Here is a 17,211-nt window from a genome sequence, read left to right on the forward strand (position 1 = left end):
TCAGGTAAGTAAGTTTATATGAGTTTATTTCAGGCAATAAAAAAGCCTCAAATCGTTAAGATTCAAGGCTTTATAAATCATATAAAGTTAAGTAAGTTTATATGGTTTTAGGTATTTGGTAGGTATATCCAGACTCGAACTGGAGACCTCTACGATGTCAACGTAGCGCTCTAACCAACTGAGCTATACACCTAGAATGCTTGGCATATTATAAATTTTTCGATCCTAAGACAAGCCTTTTCATTTAATTTTCAATATATACGTACAAGTTTTAAGCAAATCTTTGAATTGTTTCAGATCTTGGTCTGAGAATTCCCTACCAGAATAAATTGATTTTTCAAATAGTCTGATTGCTTCAAAAAATACAGACTGATCTTTATCCTGAACTTGCTGAGATAGCCTTAACATCCATTGGTGAAAAGTCTCTGCAGGTTGTCTTTTTAAATCTTTTTTTAAAGTCTGATTAAATTGCTGAATGGAGTAATCAAAGGGTGACTGTAATTGTCGAGCTTTAAGGTAGATTTTTAGAATATAAAGCAATATGAGTATGCCAATACCGGATATGAGAATGATCACACTGGAATAAACTGAACTTAGACCTAGCTTCGCTAACCAGCCTTGTTGAGATTCTGCATTATAGCCCACGACCTTACTTTGCCATTGGTAACTTGCATAATCACTCCAGACTCTTAGTTTGGTCAGCCATACATTACGCTGTGATGTCCAACCAGAATGACTTGCCCATACTCGCTCATCTTGCGAGATTAAGTTTTGCATCCCATCATCAATACGTTGCGGAGCTACCATTGCGGTAGGATCAAAACGCTGCCATCTTTGGTCAATCCAGACTTCTGTCCAGGCATGAGCATCCAACTGACGAACCTCCCAACTTTTCCCATCGGGTGCCAATTGTCCACCTTGATAACCTGTGACCACACGTGCCGGAATTCCCACATATCGCATAAGCATCACAAAACTGGAAGCATAGTGTTCACAAAAACCCTGCCGGGATTTAAACAGAAATTCATCAATCCGGTTTTTGCCGAGTACACCTGGTTTCAGGGTATATACAAAATGATTTTGCTGGTACCAGTTCAAGACTGTTCGGATATAACGTCGCGGATCCTCCCCACTTTGTAGATATAAACGCTGTGCCAACTGTTGTGCCTGAGTATCCAAATGGATTTGAGTCTGGGTATTCAGTCGCTGAACAAATTGCTCCGGTAAAATACTTTCAGTATTTTGACTACCTAGCCATTGCAGATGAATCGGTTCTACCCTTTGGGTCAAACGCCTTGGTACGATACTCCAATCCTGACGATTATAATAACGGCGTTCCAAAGGCATCGATTTTTCCAGCCCCATCACCCAGAACACAGAAGGATCAGCAGCCAGATATTGGTAATTCCACCCTGATGGGGATACTGGAACAACTTCTCCAGGCTGACGGATTAAAGGCTGCTGATTAATAAAGCTACTGGTCCAGCGTTGTCCATCATACTCATCTAGCACCAATGCCCGCCAATACAACTCTGAACGTGGCGGCAGTTTACTAACATTACCAATAATCCGGAAAGCCAAAGCATTAGATTGAGATAATTCAGCAATATCTCCCGGTGACATACTATCACCGATCCCGGTCACGCCTTTATTTTCTGGAATCGGGATATGCCAAAGCGGTGGCAAACGCGGAAAGAAGATGAATAACAAAATAAAAAACGGCAGAGCATAAAGCACAAAGCTGCCAACATATTTGGCATCTTGCTGCAAGGCTATACGTGGTGATTGCTGACTCTGCTGAAACTCACTGGTCTGAATCCGGTATAAACCAATTAGACAGCTCAACAAGCATAGAATAATCACAACAGCCATACCAAAAGACTGGCTATATAGAAATGAACTGGCTGCAACAAAAAGCGCAAAATTAAACAGGATAATCAGATCCCGCCGGTTTTTCGTTTCCAGTGATTTGGCAAATAAAAAAGTGGAAAGAACTGCAACACCTGCCTCCACTCCAATAAAACTTTGGTGGCTGAGATAAATACTACCTAATGCCAAACCAGTGAGTAGAAAAGTCCCTATTTTAGGAAATGGCTTTTGCCGTTTAAGAAAAATCCAGATACACAGTAGGCTAATGACAAAGATAATGCTGAGCAGCACCGGGATGAAAGCTACTTGGGCAAGGATGATCAAGCCTAGGGTCAAGACGATCGAAATTCGGATTTTTCCATCAATCATAGATTCACCCGTTATGCCTGAGCCAATAATTGTTTAGCCTTACGTAACTGTTCTTCACCTGCTCCCTGCGGCAATTCTACCTGTGGTAAATGTAACGCATATGCACATTGCTGCTGCTCACATTGCTCAATCAGTCCCATCATCAAGCCCAGTTTCTCCTCATGCGACTGGCTAGGCATATGTTCATAATGAATCTCAATGCTATGTTCATCCTGATACTGTTCAAAGACTTTGACATATAAGCCTTGCCCACGTGCAAACTGTTTCCAGGAAACCGCCTGCAATGAGTCTCCAGATTGATAATTTCGTAATTCACGGAACTCATCCATATCCGGTTCAAAGCTATTTTGATAAATCTTGTTTTCCGAAGTGTTATTTTGGGCTTTGGGTGCCACCCAGGCAAACTGATGATGATAAAGGTAGGTCCATGCTCGAACCAGACCAAAAGGATAGACTGAATAGATCTGAATCACCGGATACTCAAATTTACCGCGACGTTCTGCATAAAATGGCAGCACCCAATGCTGCTTTTGTTCAGTCAGATAAACTTTCTCCAGCTGATTGCCGGCCTTAATATACAGATAACGCGGCCGGGCTGTGGCTTGCTGAAAATAAAAATGCAAATTGAGTGCATCACCCACCTGTCCGACGTCTTCAGCAACCATTTCAATATCCAGATCATGCAACTGTTTAAAGGTCAGATAGAAGCTGACACATAGCACTGCACTGATCAGAAAGCAGAAACCTAAGATCAGGTTATTGGCATAATTCACGCCAGCAATAAAGGTGATAAAAATCAGAACCAGATATAGATAACCCTGCTGATAAATAAAGACCAGTACATCCTTTTGGGAAAGCTGTTTTTGCTGTGAAAATTGAAAACGTTTCGCCAGCCAGTTTTGCCAGGTTTTATCCAAGAGCGGACTCCTTTAACTGACTGCAACCTGTTGCATCACATTTAATGTTTCTGCATCGCTCAGCCCCAGACGATGGGCGGCGACTGCCACAAAAACGGCTTGTACATCGTCCGGAGTTACAAAGCTACGTTGCTGAATGATGGCATTCGCCTGTGCTGCACGTTTAAGCGCCAGCAAACCTCGTGTTGATAAGCCTTGGCGTTTCTTACGGGTTTCTTCTGCTAGATCCAGCATATATTCCTGAACTGCTTCACTGATAAAAATCTGCTGGGTCAACTGCTGTAATTCCAGCACCTCATTTTCGCTAAACACATGTGCTAGGCTTGCGATCAAGGCAAAACGGGATTCTTGCTGTAATAACAGTTTTTCAGCATGACGGGATGGGTAACCCAAAGACAGGCGCATTAAAAAACGGTCTAGCTGAGATTCAGGCAAGGCATAAGTGCCACTTTGAAATAAGGGGTTCTGGGTCGCAATTACCCAGAATGGCTTAGGCAATGCATAACGTATCCCATCGACAGTGGCATAGCCTTCTTCCATCGCCTCCAGCAAGGCACTCTGAGTTTTGGGACTGGAACGGTTAATTTCATCTGCCAGCAAAATCTGGGTAAAAATAGGCCCCTGTTTAAACTCGAACTGATGTTCTTTCTGGTTAAACATATTGATACCGATCACATCACTGGCCAGCATGTCATTGGTAAACTGAATTCGCTGAAATTTCAGTCCTGCGAGATGGGCTAGGCTGCTTGCCAATGTTGTCTTGCCCAAACCGGGTAAATCTTCAAATAATACGTGTCCGCCTGCAATAAGACAGCATAGGGCTAATCTGGTCTGTGCATGTTTATCCAGAACAATCGCATTAATTTCTTGGAAATATTTTTGAATCTTGGGGGCATAATCAGCCAGCTTCTGTTCAAGCTCATCATTGTTGTGCGCAATATCCAGCTTTTCTTTTTGTTTCATGCCCCAGATCACAATATTTTCCCTAATAAAACATGCTGTAGGATTAACATACACTGTTTTTTAAAATTCCCCAAAGATCAGTCATCTGCCGACTTTATTTCTGCAGAATAAATTGGGAATTTTAGAAATTTTATATGATTAAATTTCCTATAAGAACCAATTGAAACTTTAAGATTAAAGTTTAGAAAAATTGCATTTTCCTTGGCATATTTATTAGAAATAACAGGCTATTAAAAACCTTTGAGATCTGAACTTATACCTAAAAGGTAAAGACTTTTAAAAATTTAAATTCCCAATGTCAAAATAGATCATAATTTTGTTTTATCTTGTTTGAATCCTAAAATTTGCCCATAAAAAAGCGCCCCGAAAGGCGCTCATTTTATTCATCTATTAGCATGGACACTTCTTCATATCTCCACCGGCAGATGGATAACGCGAATCTACACAGTGACGATAAAATGTTTTAGGGTCCATCGCTTCCAGATCAGGATGGTGCTTTTTCATATGCGCCAAATAGGTCTGATAATCCGGCACACCCACCATCAGGCGGAAACTCTGCTGTAAACGCTGCCACAACGTCGCAATCCGTGACCAGTTTTTCGGGTTCAGGATTAAGTCTTTTTGTGACATCACGGTCATCTTGATGATTTTATAGATAACCGCTTTTCCACCTTTAGCAAACTTCAAGTTCATGCGCTGCTCCTTAATGTCCTTTTGCAGGCTGAATTTCTTCAGGATCGCGATATACTGCTTCTGCTTCATTTACGGTTGGTACCGGGCTCGCCAGGGCACGACGGATCACGCCAATCGCAGCAAATAGCATTACAAACGCTACGATCATGAAGAAGCCACAAAGTGCTGCGTTGATCTGGTTCGACATTGCGACAGTCTGCATTTCAGCCAGGGTTTTCGCTGGTGCCAGAATTTCATTATTCGCAATTGCCGTATTGAAACGCTCTGCCTGTGCCAGGAAACCGATCTTTGGATTTTCATGGAAAATCTTCTGCCAGCCTGCCGTCATTGAAGTAATAAACAGGAATACGGTTGGAACAATGGTTACCCACACATATTTCTCTTTCTTCATCTTGAACAGAATCACAGTACCCAAAATCAATGCCATTGCAGCCAGAATCTGGTTACCAATACCGAACAGTGGCCACAAGCTGTTAATACCGCCTAATGGATCAACAACGCCCTGATAAACGAAGAAACCCCAGCCAGCAACAGCAATGGCTGTACCCAGCATATTACCGAAGAAGTTATGAGATTGTTTTACCGCAGGAATCACGATACCAACTGTATCCTGAACCATGAAGCGACATGCACGAGTACCCGCATCTACCGCTGTCAAAATGAATAAAGCTTCAAACAGAATTGCAAAGTGATACCAGAAGGCCATCATTTCACGGCTGTTAAAGATTTCGGTAATGATATGCGCCATACCAATCGCGAAAGTTGGTGCACCACCCGTACGTGACAGAATCGAGTTCTCACCTACTTCCTGAGCCAAGAGAGTCAGCGCTTCAGGCGTTACCACAAAACCAAGATTACGTACTGCTTCAGCTGCAGTATCTACGGTTGTACCTAGTAGTGCTGCTGGTGAGTTAATCGCGAAGTACACACCTGGATCAAGAATCGCGGCACAGATCAAAGCCATGATCGCAACAAATGATTCCATCAACATACCGCCATAACCGATTATCCGGATATCGCGTTCGTTGTTGACCAGTTTCGGTGTCGTACCTGAAGAAACCAGTGCGTGGAAACCAGAAATCGCACCGCAGGCAATGGTAATAAACAGGAATGGGAACATTGAACCAGCGAATACTGGGCCTGTACCATCGACAAATTTGGTAATCGCTGGCAATTTCATTTCCGGCATCGCGAACAGAATACCAATCGCCAGACCGGCAATCACACCAATTTTCAGGAAGGTTGATAAATAGTCACGTGGTGCAAGTAATAACCAGACGGGCAATACCGATGCAATAAAACCATAAATGATTAGTGCCCAAGTCAGCTCAGTACCCGTTAAGGTAAATAGCTGCCCCCAGTATGGATGCTGTGCAACGTTTTCACCATAGATAATGCCAAGCATCATCAATACGAAACCAATGATCGAAACTTCTGCAATTTTACCCGGACGGATAAATCGCATGTAGATACCCATGAAGATGGCGATCGGAATCGTAGCTGCAATACTGAATACGCCCCATGGACTATTGGTCAGTGCTTTGACAACCACTAGCGCCAATACTGCTAGGATGATGATCATCACACCCAGCGCACCAAGCATCACGATAATACCAGCAAAGGTACCCAGTTCCTGTTTTGCCATTTCACCCAGTGAACGGCCGTCACGACGGGTAGAAATAAACAGTACCAGGAAGTCCTGTACCGCACCTGCCAGTACCACACCGACCAGTAACCAGATCGTGCCTGGCAGATAACCCATCTGCGCTGCAAGGATTGGACCGACTAAAGGACCCGCACCGGCAATCGCGGCAAAATGGTGACCGAATAACACACTTTTATTGGTCGGCACATAATCCAGACCATCACCCAGACGATGGGCAGGTGTTAAACGGCGTGCATTCAGTTCAAAAACTTTATTGGCAATAAATAAACTGTAGAAACGGTAAGCGATGCTGTACACACAGGCTGCGGCCAGTACCAGCCAGACTGCATTCACATGCTCACCACGACTGAGTGCAAGTATCCCGAAGGAGACTGCCCCGACTATGGCTACCAGGAGCCAGATGATTTTCGAAGTCATGGTTGACTTCTGTTGTAAAGTTTCCATTCAATCCCTCATTTTGTGAAGCATATAAATCAGCGTGATTTTTTTATTCGAGGTACTGCTGTTTTCCCTTGCGACTTTACGCTTGTTCCTTTCGAATTCCTCTAAGACTTTGGCATAAAAAAAGGGATGATTTTAGTCATCCCCTTTGATAATAGTCTATTTTCCGACCATTATGCACGTTCTAAATAGTCACCAGTACGGGTGTCTACGCGAACGCTTTCTTCTTGCTGAACGAATAATGGAACACGTACTACTGCACCTGTTTCAAGTTTCGCTGGTTTACCGCCACCGCCAGAAGTATCGCCACGAACGCCTGGATCAGTTTCAACGATTTTTAATACTACGAAGTTTGGTGGGCTTACTGTTAAAGGTACGCCATTCCATAACATGATAGTACATTTTTCATTTGAATCGTCTTTTAACCATTTTGCAGCGTCGCCCATTGCTGTTTTATCAGCAGCGATCTGTTCGAAAGTTACAGGATCCATGAAGTTCCACATTTCGCCATCGTTGTACAAGTATTCCATTTCTACTTCTACGATGTCTGCAGCTTCTAGAGAATCACCAGATTTAAAAGTTTTTTCCAAAACTTTACCACTGCGAAGGTTACGTAATTTAACGCGGTTGAACGCCTGGCCTTTACCTGGTTTAACGTATTCGTTTTCCATGATTGAACATGGGTTACCATCAAGCATAACCTTCAGGCCAGACTTGAAATCGTTCGTAGAATAATAGGCCATGATTGGCTCACTCCAAACTTACTAACTTTAAGCTATTGATGCTATGGGCTGTTGCAATGTCATTTAGCAAGTCTGACACGAACATGAGTTGCCACATGCACATTCATTTAATGTTGCGTATTCTAAATGAGCAATACACCAAGTCGCAACGAAAAAATCGGTTTTAACTTGCTGACACTGCTTAACTTAGCATCAGCTATTCCAATACTGGTGCACAACCAGTCTTCCAAGCATATAAAAGTCTCTATACTTTTGCATACCATAGCAAATTGATCGTGTTTAGAGAAATTTTAGCCGGCTTTCACATTCCCATCTGTAGACAAACTGCTAAACTGCGCACTTCTGGCTATCGCCTTCATCTTTTTTTGATCTTCCGGCATGACACAGTATTTATATCAAGAAGCAAATTGGCAATCGCAACTGAGTGATCTGATCACTGATCCACAGGAACTACTACAGATTTTACAGCTTTCACCAGATCAGCTGTTATCTGGTGCTCTGCTGGCCTCTCAAGCCTTTAAACTACGTGTGCCGCGAGCTTTTGTTTCCAGAATGCAGCCAGGCAATCCTTTAGATCCACTTTTATTACAAGTGTTACCACATCATCTGGAACTGGAAGATCATCCGGGATTTGTCACCGATCCCCTAGGTGAAGAACAAGCCAACCAGCAGCCTGGTGTTCTACATAAATACAAGTCACGTTTTTTACTGACCTTAACCGGTGCCTGTGCAGTCCACTGTCGTTACTGTTTCCGCCGCCATTTCCCCTATCAGGAAAATCTGCCTAAAAATGAAGACTGGATTAATATCAAACAATATCTGGAAAGCCAGCCAGATATTAATGAAGTAATTCTGAGTGGGGGCGATCCACTGACCTTATCTAACCGAAAATTAAAAACCTGGATTGAACGACTAGAATCGGTACCACATCTCAAATTTTTAAGAATACATTCACGAGTTCCTATTGTGATCCCAAACCGGATCGACGAAGAGCTACTAAGCATGTTAAAAAACAGTAGGCTACGTATTATTCTAGTGGTACACTCGAACCATGCATCAGAGCTGGATGACCTGACCTGTAAGCAGCTTAATCAGCTGGTTCAGCATCAGATCACGGTACTCAATCAGGCAGTTTTATTAAAAGGGGTTAATGATTCTGCTCAAGTTTTGATTGATTTAAGCTATCGCTTGTTTGATGCTGGCGTGATGCCCTATTATTTACATGTACTTGATAAAGTAAAAGGTGCGCATCATTTTGATTTACCTGCTGAGCACATCAATGAGATTTATACAGAAGTTTTAGCGAACCTACCGGGGTATCTGGTTCCTAAACTAGTTCGAGAAATAGCGGGCGAGAAGAATAAGACACCGCTTTTTGGGGTTTCAACATTTTTGAGTTAAATAATAAAGATGAGTAAGCATACTGCAGACATTTTTCAGACAACGGCTGAACTCACCATAGAACAGCTAAGTTTTTGTCCCACAAATGCCAAAGCATTGCAGGAATGGGTCGCAGGAATTTCAATCATGCAATTGGGGAATTCATCCAAGTCTCTGTTCAGTGCTTTACTGGAAATTTCCGAACTGAAATGTGCGGAAACCTTGCGTTTTGACCTGATTCAGGTATTGCACCCTACCCTTGAAAATGTTTTGGCCAGTCTTGAGAAACATTTCGTCAATCAGGGTCTGATCACGACAGATCGCAATGACCAGATTATTGAGCTGGCTATGCTGTTACGCAGCTATTTTGCCAAAATCTATATAGATATTGCCAAACGCTGTAATCATCAGCTGAATCATCAAAAGTTTTCACTATTTTCCTTGGGCAAAAAGAAAAGCCTGCAAAGTGCCCGGATGGTGTCTATTTACTATGGCCTGCAACAGTTAAGTCTCCTGCTCTATCAACAGCATATGCTGTATAGCACACCTGGCGCCGGTCAGTGGTTGGCAGCACATCAGTTGCTGGAATGTGCGATGGACAATAATTTCTATCAGACCAACATTAATCAGGTTCTTGGCACCCAGCACGAAATCCAGAATATTGCCCAAGCCTATGCACGACTGATCTTACTAGATATTTTTAATACTCATCAGATTCGTCCTGCTGAAATTCAGGGCTTATATTTATGTAGTGCAGACTGGGCGAAACTGGTTCAGATTCTACCGAAAGAAACCACGCTATCACGTTATGTGGTTGATGCCAGCAAAGATCATCCACCTTTATTAAATTCTCATCAGGGTCAGCATTTCCAGCCGAGCTTCTATATTTCGACACAAAACCTGATGGAACACCTGACCGGCACTCAAAGCAAAAATGCCCAATATCTGTCACGTAATGAAAAGCTGTTCCTGACGCCTGCCCTGCATTTTCATATCTATAACCTGCTTTCGAATAATGTCGAACGCCGTCATGAGCGTTATGAATATTCTGCACAGATCAATATCTGCTTTGGCTTAACGGTGGCGCATTTTTATCTGTCTAAGGGTAAAAACTTTAATGAAACGCTGGAACTGGAAGGTAATTATGGTTTCCAGAGCGAAAGCAGTTTTATCAGCTCAATGCATAATACCGTTCCAAGCGGATTCAGCAGTATCAAGGCGCTCGATCGCGAAGCCAAACAGATTCATACCGCTGAAGTTCTCGATATCAGTGTTAATGGTTACCGGATTAAATGGTCAGGTATCACACCTGCCAATCTGAAAACTGGCGAATTTATTCTGGTTCAGGAAAAATCTCAAAGCCAGTGGCGTGGTGGTGTCATTCGCTGGATCAAACAGTCTGCTGATAAAAGTCTGGAAATTGGTCTGGAAATTCTCGCACAGGAACTGTTCCCTTGCGCAGTCTATGCCCGTACCGACAAACACAGTGTCAATTATCAGCCAGCCATTCTGGTACAGATGACCCAGCTTGATCAGGTCTCAACCAGTATTATTGTCTCTGGCTCACAAATGTTTAGGGAAAAACAGACCATTCATTTACGACTTGGCCAAAAAGAACTCAGAATCTACCTGACCAAGGCGCAGCTCATTACACAAAGTTTTATCCGTTTTGACTATGAATTATTAAATGATCAAGAAGAAGATATCATCGAAAACTTTATACATAAGCAATTGAATGAAACTAGAAATCACGATTTATGGGAAGCATTGAAGTGAGAAATCCATTATTGTCTAAAAAGTTAAAACGTACTGAAACACGTTTACTGATCATTGATGATAATCAAATTAGATATAACCAAATCCGTGATCTCTTAACCAGCAATGAATATCAGGTCGATGCCGTTCTGCTTGATGATCTGCAATCTTTTGAAAAACAGTTAAACTTTAACTGGGACCTGATTATTTTTGGTCGTGCGTATGATCTGAAATATGAACAGGCCTTAAGTCTGGTTCAACTTTCGCAGCAACCTGACCTTCCTATTCTTTTGTTAAAACCAGAAGATTATCAGGCTGAACAATATGCCCAGTATATCCGTAAAGGTATTTTTGACATTCTGAATCTGGATTACCCAGGCCGCTTCTTCCTTAATCTGGTACGTGCCCTTTCCTTTAGCCGTACGATGCAAGCACAGCGCCATTTAATTGAAGAACTGGAAACTGCACAAAGCCAGGCACAATCATTGGTAGAAGACAGTAACCGTGCGGTCGCAACCATTCAGGAAGGCATCCATATTCAGGCTAATGCCGATTATCTCAAACTGTTTGGCCTTAAAAGCGAGGATGATATTATCGGTCTGCCGCTTTTAGACCTGTTACAGCCGCAAGATTTGAATGATTTTAAAACCCGCTTTAAAAAGATTTCTCAGGGCCAGTTTGATTTAGGCCGTTTTGATATTACTTCGTCGAATCCAAATGTGGCTGCTGCCAATCCATTAAAACTGGAATTTCTGGCATCTAGTGCTGAAGAAGATGCACTACAAATTACGATTGATACAGCGACTACTCAGGCAAGTGCCTCTTCTGAAAAAGTTGCAAACAAGCCAAATACCTTACAGTCACTTAAGCGTGAACTCAATCGTGAACCGGCCAAAGCCAATGCATTGATCACTTTCTCCTTTGCTGCGTATGAGCCGCAAGTCCTGAATGGTGACTGGGCGACCTACATAGGTTACTTCCATGAAATTAAGAAATTCCTGAAAGAGCAGGTTCGTATTCCGCTCTTCAAACTGGAACATGATGTTCTGGTGGGGATCATTCAGGCAGATGCGCAAGACATTCTGGAATCCAAACTGGTTGGACTAGGTTCATTGACCAAACCACAGCTCATTACAGTGAATCAGCAAACTTATCCGCTCAATCTGCGCATCGGTTATACCCTGCTTGACGGTGAACTGCGTGATGAAAGCCATTGTAATGAATTAATCGGTCGGGCTTTCTCTACTCCTTTACCACAAGCACAAAAAACTTCTGAGTTTGTTCTGGATATTCCTGCAACGACTCAGGAATCGATTTCAATGCCAAGCATTGACTTCACGGTTTCAGAACCCGTTATTCCAGCGCCTGAGTCCATACCGGTCAGTCCAGCAGTCAGTGCTGTACCACTGACTACATCGCCAGTATTAAAAGCACTGCGTGAATGTCTGGAACGTGGTGAAATTCATCTGAAATATCAACAGCTGTATGATAAAGAAGATACCAACCTCTATATGTATGAGGTGACTAGTGGCTTTATCTTTGAAAATAAATGGCAGGACATTTCTTCCTTGATAGAACTCAATGAAGATGATGAATTATCTATTAAACTCGATCGCTGGATTCTGGTTGAATCAAGCAAGCAATTGCACAACTTCATTACCCAGTATCCGGATGCCCGTTTAATCGTGAACCTGAACCGTGCGGTACTATTTAAAGACCGTACTTTTCCTGAGTTTATTTCCAAACTAATTACCATTATTCGCAGTAAAGTCGAACATCCTTTAACTTTACAGTTCTCAGAAGAAGATATCCTGATGAACCAGCAGGATGCGCAGAAATATCTACGTACTTTACGTGAACATGGCGCGCGAATTGCGATTCGTAACTTTGGTCACTCAATGTATAGTGAAACCCTACTACGTGAGTTTGATATCAATGGTCTGAGCCTGGATAGCAAACTGACCAAGATGCTGAACAATGATGCTGAAATTGAACAGTTACAGGAAAAAATCACCACGTACAATGAAATCAAACCAGTGAATATCATGATCCGTGAACTGAATGACATGACCTTATTTGCGAATGCCTGGAACGTCGATGCACGCTTTATTCAGGGTGATTATTTCCAGAAAAAACTGGATCATCTGATTGATGTACAAGACCACTAAGGTCTTGTACTCGCCTTTCAATCTAGAAACGTGAAATGATTTTCTAAATTGCAGGCACAAAAAAAACGGGCATAAAGCCCGTTTTTTCATTTTGGGTATTAACGTTTAACAGAACGTGACATACCAGCAAAACGTTGTTTGAACTTGTCGATACGGCCGCCAGTGTCAACGTTCTTTTGCTTACCAGTGTAGAATGGGTGGCAAGCTGAGCATACGTCTAGGTAAAGAGTTTCTTTACCAACAGCTGAACGAGTTTCGATTACGTTACCACATGAACAAGTAGCAACTAGTTTTTCGTATTTTGGGTGAATATCGGCGCGCATCGTCGATTACTCCATTAAGATGAAAGAAGGTTTTGCTGTCATCGCAATTGATCACTCTCAAATATTGAGGAAGGGCCAGAATCAGGATTCAGGCAGATCAACACCACAACAGACCATTCTTTTGGCCCACCGAGACGGATACCGTCAGAGCTAAGCACAACAAGTTGGGCGGTATTATACGGCAAACAAATCCAATAAGCGAATTATTCTTCTGTATGTACGGCCTGTTTGGCCCAGAGATTCGCAATCACACCACAGGCCATGAGCTGGATTTGATGGAAAATCATAATTGGTAAAACAATTATGCCAAGTGGCTGACCAATAAACAGAATCTGTGCCATCGGTACACCACTGGCAAGCGTTTTTTTGGAACCACAGAAGAACACCGTTTTCTGGTCAGCACGATTAAAGCCCAACCAGCGTGGAATAAATAGCGACAACAGCATCACAATGGTCAATAAAACCGAACATGCCAGCAGCAGCAAGAGCAAAGTACTTAAGCTGACTTCACGCCAAAGCCCAGCCACCACCGCACTGCTAAATGCCCCATAAACCACCATCAGAATTGAGCCCTGATCGAATACTTTAACGATCTTGGGCATCTTCTGCATTTTTGGGAAAATCCATGGACGTAGTAACTGACCTAAAATAAAAGGCACTAATAACAGCAGCGTAATCTGTAGAATCGATGCTGTCGGATCAAAGCCATGCTGAGATTTCCCAAGGATAAAGAATGCGACCAGCATCGGTGTAATGAACATCCCGATAATATTGGAAAATGAAGCACTACAGATTGCACCGGCAATATTCCCTTGAGCCACTGAGGTAAAGGCGATGGAAGACTGTACGGTTGATGGCAAGAAGCACATAAACAGGAATCCCCAATATAATTCTTGCCCCAGCATTGGCAATAGGATTGGCTTTGCCAGCAAGCCTAAAATTGGAAAGAGTGCAAAGGTCAAGGCAAAGACCAAAGTGTGTAATTTCCAGTGCATCAAGCCTTCAATTACAGCTTCACGCGAAAGCTTGGCACCATGCAGGAAAAACAGGATGGCAATGGCTGCTGTCGTGATCCAGCTAAAGAGTTCAGCTGCCTGCCCTGACACTGGCAATACACTGGCCAGTAACACCATAACAAAGAGCAAGATCGTAAAGCGGTCCAATGCCAGCAGTTTAAGCATCTGATTTCCTTCCCTCAAAATTTTATTATTCGATAAAAAATACCCGGCTATCTTAACAGATGCCGGGTCCATGTTATGCATTCAGATTGATGGAATATTTTCATCCATACATGAATACATTTCACATATCTCGCTCTATAACACTTAGTTATTACGTGCGTTATTGTCTTGCTGGATCAATTCGATTTTATAACCGTCTGGATCTTCCACAAATGCAATCACAGTGACACCGCCTTTCATTGGGCCAGCTTCACGAACAACATTGCCACCACGTGCCTTGATTTCTTCACAGGCTTTATAAGCATCATCTACCGCAATCGCAATATGACCGTAGCCATTGCCCAGGTCATAGCTTTCTGTATCCCAGTTATGGGTCAGTTCAAGCACAGTGTGATTTTCTTCATCGCCATAGCCTACAAAAGCCAAGGTAAAACGACCTTCTTCATAATCTCGCTTACGAAGTAAAGTCATACCAAGAACCTCAGTATAAAACTTGAGTGATTGTTCCAGATTGCCTACACGTAACATGGTATGCAGCATGCGCATATTAATCATCCTTATTTACAGATTGTTGTTGGTGTTCACCGAGCAATTTTGCCACCCAAACCACCAGAATCAGGATTGGAATCCCGATTAAAGTGGTCATCAGGAAGAAACTCGGATAACCGATATTGGTCACTATAGTACCTGAATATCCACCTAAAATCTTAGGGGTTAAAGTCATGAGTGAGCTGAAAATAGCATACTGAACAGCGGTAAAGGACACACTGGTCAGACTGGACAGGAAAGCAATAAAGGCTGCACCTGCGAGACCTGCAGCCAGATTATCGACAATAATTGCAAAATACAGCCACCATGAACTATAAGGTTTAATCACTTTACCCTGAATTTCGACATTCTCACCAGTTCCAATCGTAATTGGCTGAACATCGATATCCATCGGATTGGCTTGGGTCTGCGACAAGTCCACAGCATATGAATGCTGCTGGGCAACTATCGGATGCTCTTGCTGCATTAAGCTTGCATTGATTTGCTTCACAGGTGCAGCAATCAGTTTTTCGGCAGGAATAGCAGCACTAAAGACACGTCCTTCATCCAGCTTGGCTTCGAATTTATCGCCATTCAGCTCTAATACAATTTTTTGCTCTGCAGTTAAATCCGGCCCTAGATACTGACCGCGAACCACGATGCTATTTTCCTGTTCATTGGCACTGATCAGGTTATCTGTGGTAACAGGCAGAAGCTGTAATTGTGCTGCTTTCGAATCATTCTGTTGCAGATAAGGCAGGTTGACTTGTACTGCATCTGCCGGATGATTCAGATAATGTGCACGAACCTGAATCTGTTCGGCCTCTTTAAAAGCAGTATTGGGTACATTCAGTTTCCAGTAACCGACTTCATCTGTATCTGCCCGAAAGGTTTGCTGACCTACCTGAACTTCGACCTGCCCCAGCTTTTCACCAGACTTCACTAAGCCAATAAAAATCAGATTGGTTGAACAGGCCAGAATCGCGCCTACAAACATCAGTTTCATGATGTTCATTTTCTGGGCCAGCAAGCCACCTAAAAAACCGCCAAGCAAGGAGAAAATTACCCCATACACTTTTACAGCTTCAGCAATCTGCTCCTTGCTAAAATTTAGATCCTGATAAAACACATTGGAAATCACACCGGCAATAATATCGGAGACCCGATAGAAACCGATCAACAATAACAACACCAAAGCCAGCTTTAAGCCATAGCGATCAAAGAAATCTGCTACGGGATTGACCCAGGTTTCGAATGCCATCTGCTTATTCACAGCACCCATTTTGACCAGAATCGTACCCACACCGAAAGCAACAGCACCTGAACCGATAAAGCGTAAAGCCTCAAAACAGAACAAGGCAAAAGTATCCTGAATTGCCCACTGTTCAGTGATGCTAGATACCAAGTCACCGGAATAGACATAACTCAGCACAAAACTTATAACAGCCACGAAAAACACGCCAACCAAGCGGAAATAATCACTGCGCTGGTAATCTTTACGTATCCGATCCACCTGAGGCTCACGGATGACCAGTGTAGTAATAATCCCAACCAGCATAACCGCTGCCATCGCCAGATAAGTCCATTTCCAGGCATCATAGATATAATTGCCTTTGGCCGTGCCTAAATATGCCGCCAGAAACAGAGCTCCAGCGCCAGCCACAATCATCCCGATCCGGTAACCCGCATTATAGGTCGATGCCAGTACGGTCTGCATCTGAGTTTCGGCCAGCTCAATACGATAGGCATCAATGACAATATCCTGCGTTGCAGCCGAGAATCCCAGCAGGACTGCACCTAGTGCCATCTGCTGTAAATGTGCCTGCCCCAATGCTGGATCTGAAAAAGCCATAATTGAAATCGCAGTTACAATCAGGATCTGAGCAATCAATAGCCAGGCGCGCCGGCGACCCAAAGCTTTGGTCAGAAATGGGACAGGTAATTCATCAATCAATGGCGCCCAGACAAACTTAAATGAATAGCCTAGTGCAGCCCAGCTAAAAAAAGTCACCGCACTTTTACTGATTCCGGCTTCACCGAGCCATAAAGACAAACTGGAAAAGATCAAAAGAATCGGGACACCGGCTGAAAATCCGAGAAACAGCATGATCAGGGCACGTCGATCCAGAAATGCTGTAAATGCGGATTTCCAACCCGTCGTTTGTGTTGTCATTGCTTTGTTATTTTCCACGAAAACCAATTGCTGCTATTCAAT

13 protein-coding genes and 1 tRNA gene are annotated in these 17,211 nt (G+C 43.0%); 3 read left to right on the plus strand and 11 right to left on the minus strand.

The genetic code is table 11. The annotated features are described in order from the left end of the window. Positions 1-116 precede the first annotated feature (116 nt). The 7 genes from RJ01_RS03130 to efp all read right to left on the minus strand — a co-directional run bounded on the left by RJ01_RS03130 (position 117) and on the right by efp (position 7,661). Positions 117-193, minus strand: a tRNA-Val gene (locus RJ01_RS03130). Between the two features lie 47 nt (positions 194-240). After that, a complete protein-coding gene (locus tag RJ01_RS03135; protein WP_034170022.1) occupies positions 241-2,238 on the minus strand; it encodes a DUF3488 and transglutaminase-like domain-containing protein in 1,998 nt (665 codons plus the stop codon). Between the two features lie 11 nt (positions 2,239-2,249). Beyond that, on the minus strand, positions 2,250-3,155 hold the full coding sequence (locus RJ01_RS03140; RefSeq protein WP_034170023.1) for a DUF58 domain-containing protein: 906 nt from the start codon (positions 3,153-3,155) through the stop codon (positions 2,250-2,252). A 12-nt stretch (positions 3,156-3,167) separates the two neighbouring features. Then, positions 3,168-4,118, minus strand: a complete 951-nt coding sequence (locus tag RJ01_RS03145; protein ID WP_034170072.1) for a MoxR family ATPase — start codon at positions 4,116-4,118, stop codon at positions 3,168-3,170. Positions 4,119-4,508: 390 nt separating this feature from the next. Continuing rightward, entirely contained in the window at positions 4,509-4,811 is a 303-nt protein-coding gene (locus RJ01_RS03150) for a YbdD/YjiX family protein (protein ID WP_004782606.1), read from the minus strand. 10 nt (positions 4,812-4,821) lie between these two features. After that, positions 4,822-6,921 carry a carbon starvation CstA family protein gene (locus RJ01_RS03155; protein WP_004782607.1) on the minus strand — a complete coding sequence of 700 codons (2,100 nt, stop codon included), beginning with the start codon at positions 6,919-6,921 and terminating at the stop codon, positions 4,822-4,824. A 170-nt stretch (positions 6,922-7,091) separates the two neighbouring features. Next, the gene (gene efp / locus RJ01_RS03160; protein WP_004782608.1) at positions 7,092-7,661 is read right to left on the minus strand and encodes an elongation factor P; all 570 of its coding nucleotides are present in this window, start codon (positions 7,659-7,661) and stop codon (positions 7,092-7,094) included. Between the two features lie 378 nt (positions 7,662-8,039). On the opposite strand from efp, the gene epmB reads away from it, so the two are divergent. Genes epmB through RJ01_RS03175 form a run of 3 tightly spaced genes read left to right on the plus strand, consistent with a single transcriptional unit; the run spans position 8,040 to position 12,964 of the window. Beyond that, positions 8,040-9,062, plus strand: coding sequence for an EF-P beta-lysylation protein EpmB (gene epmB / locus RJ01_RS03165; RefSeq protein ID WP_004782609.1), 1,023 nt, complete (start codon positions 8,040-8,042; stop codon positions 9,060-9,062). Positions 9,063-9,071: 9 nt separating this feature from the next. Further along, positions 9,072-10,817 (plus strand): hypothetical protein, encoded by a 1,746-nt coding sequence (locus RJ01_RS03170; RefSeq protein ID WP_034170024.1) that lies wholly within the window; start codon positions 9,072-9,074, stop codon positions 10,815-10,817. After that, complete coding sequence (locus RJ01_RS03175) at positions 10,799-12,964, plus strand: EAL domain-containing protein (protein ID WP_034170025.1); 2,166 nt, start codon at positions 10,799-10,801, stop codon at positions 12,962-12,964. The genes RJ01_RS03170 and RJ01_RS03175 overlap by 19 nt, the downstream gene beginning before the upstream one ends. A gap of 98 nt (positions 12,965-13,062) precedes the next feature. On the opposite strand, the gene rpmE is transcribed toward RJ01_RS03175, so the two are convergent. The 4 genes from rpmE to RJ01_RS03195 form a co-directional block, all read right to left on the minus strand. Further along, positions 13,063-13,287 (minus strand): 50S ribosomal protein L31, encoded by a 225-nt coding sequence (gene rpmE / locus RJ01_RS03180; protein WP_004782616.1) that lies wholly within the window; start codon positions 13,285-13,287, stop codon positions 13,063-13,065. A gap of 203 nt (positions 13,288-13,490) precedes the next feature. After that, entirely contained in the window at positions 13,491-14,468 is a 978-nt protein-coding gene (locus RJ01_RS03185; protein ID WP_034170026.1) for a bile acid:sodium symporter family protein, read from the minus strand. 144 nt (positions 14,469-14,612) lie between these two features. Beyond that, on the minus strand, positions 14,613-15,014 hold the full coding sequence (gene gloA, locus RJ01_RS03190; protein WP_004782618.1) for a lactoylglutathione lyase: 402 nt from the start codon (positions 15,012-15,014) through the stop codon (positions 14,613-14,615). Position 15,015: 1 nt separating this feature from the next. Then, positions 15,016-17,187 (minus strand): MFS transporter, encoded by a 2,172-nt coding sequence (locus RJ01_RS03195; protein WP_376738165.1) that lies wholly within the window; start codon positions 17,185-17,187, stop codon positions 15,016-15,018. Positions 17,188-17,211: the final 24 nt, after the last annotated feature.

The organism is Acinetobacter sp. YZS-X1-1 (assembly GCF_000804305.1).
Lineage (GTDB): Bacteria > Pseudomonadota > Gammaproteobacteria > Pseudomonadales > Moraxellaceae > Acinetobacter > Acinetobacter variabilis.

What these genes read in the sequence shown, in the direction of transcription:
- RJ01_RS03135 (WP_034170022.1), bottom strand. Translation starts at nt 2,238, where the DNA reads ATGATTGATGGAAAAATCCGAATTTCGATCGTCTTGACCCTAGGCTTG.
- RJ01_RS03145 (WP_034170072.1), bottom strand. Translation starts at nt 4,118, where the DNA reads ATGAAACAAAAAGAAAAGCTGGATATTGCGCACAACAATGATGAGCTT.
- RJ01_RS03150 (WP_004782606.1), bottom strand. Translation starts at nt 4,811, where the DNA reads ATGAACTTGAAGTTTGCTAAAGGTGGAAAAGCGGTTATCTATAAAATC.
- RJ01_RS03155 (WP_004782607.1), bottom strand. Translation starts at nt 6,921, where the DNA reads ATGGAAACTTTACAACAGAAGTCAACCATGACTTCGAAAATCATCTGG.
- efp (WP_004782608.1), bottom strand. Translation starts at nt 7,661, where the DNA reads ATGGCCTATTATTCTACGAACGATTTCAAGTCTGGCCTGAAGGTTATG.
- epmB (WP_004782609.1), top strand. Translation starts at nt 8,040, where the DNA reads ATGACACAGTATTTATATCAAGAAGCAAATTGGCAATCGCAACTGAGT.
- RJ01_RS03170 (WP_034170024.1), top strand. Translation starts at nt 9,072, where the DNA reads ATGAGTAAGCATACTGCAGACATTTTTCAGACAACGGCTGAACTCACC.
- RJ01_RS03175 (WP_034170025.1), top strand. Translation starts at nt 10,799, where the DNA reads ATGGGAAGCATTGAAGTGAGAAATCCATTATTGTCTAAAAAGTTAAAA.
- rpmE (WP_004782616.1), bottom strand. Translation starts at nt 13,287, where the DNA reads ATGCGCGCCGATATTCACCCAAAATACGAAAAACTAGTTGCTACTTGT.
- RJ01_RS03185 (WP_034170026.1), bottom strand. Translation starts at nt 14,468, where the DNA reads ATGCTTAAACTGCTGGCATTGGACCGCTTTACGATCTTGCTCTTTGTT.
- gloA (WP_004782618.1), bottom strand. Translation starts at nt 15,014, where the DNA reads ATGCGCATGCTGCATACCATGTTACGTGTAGGCAATCTGGAACAATCA.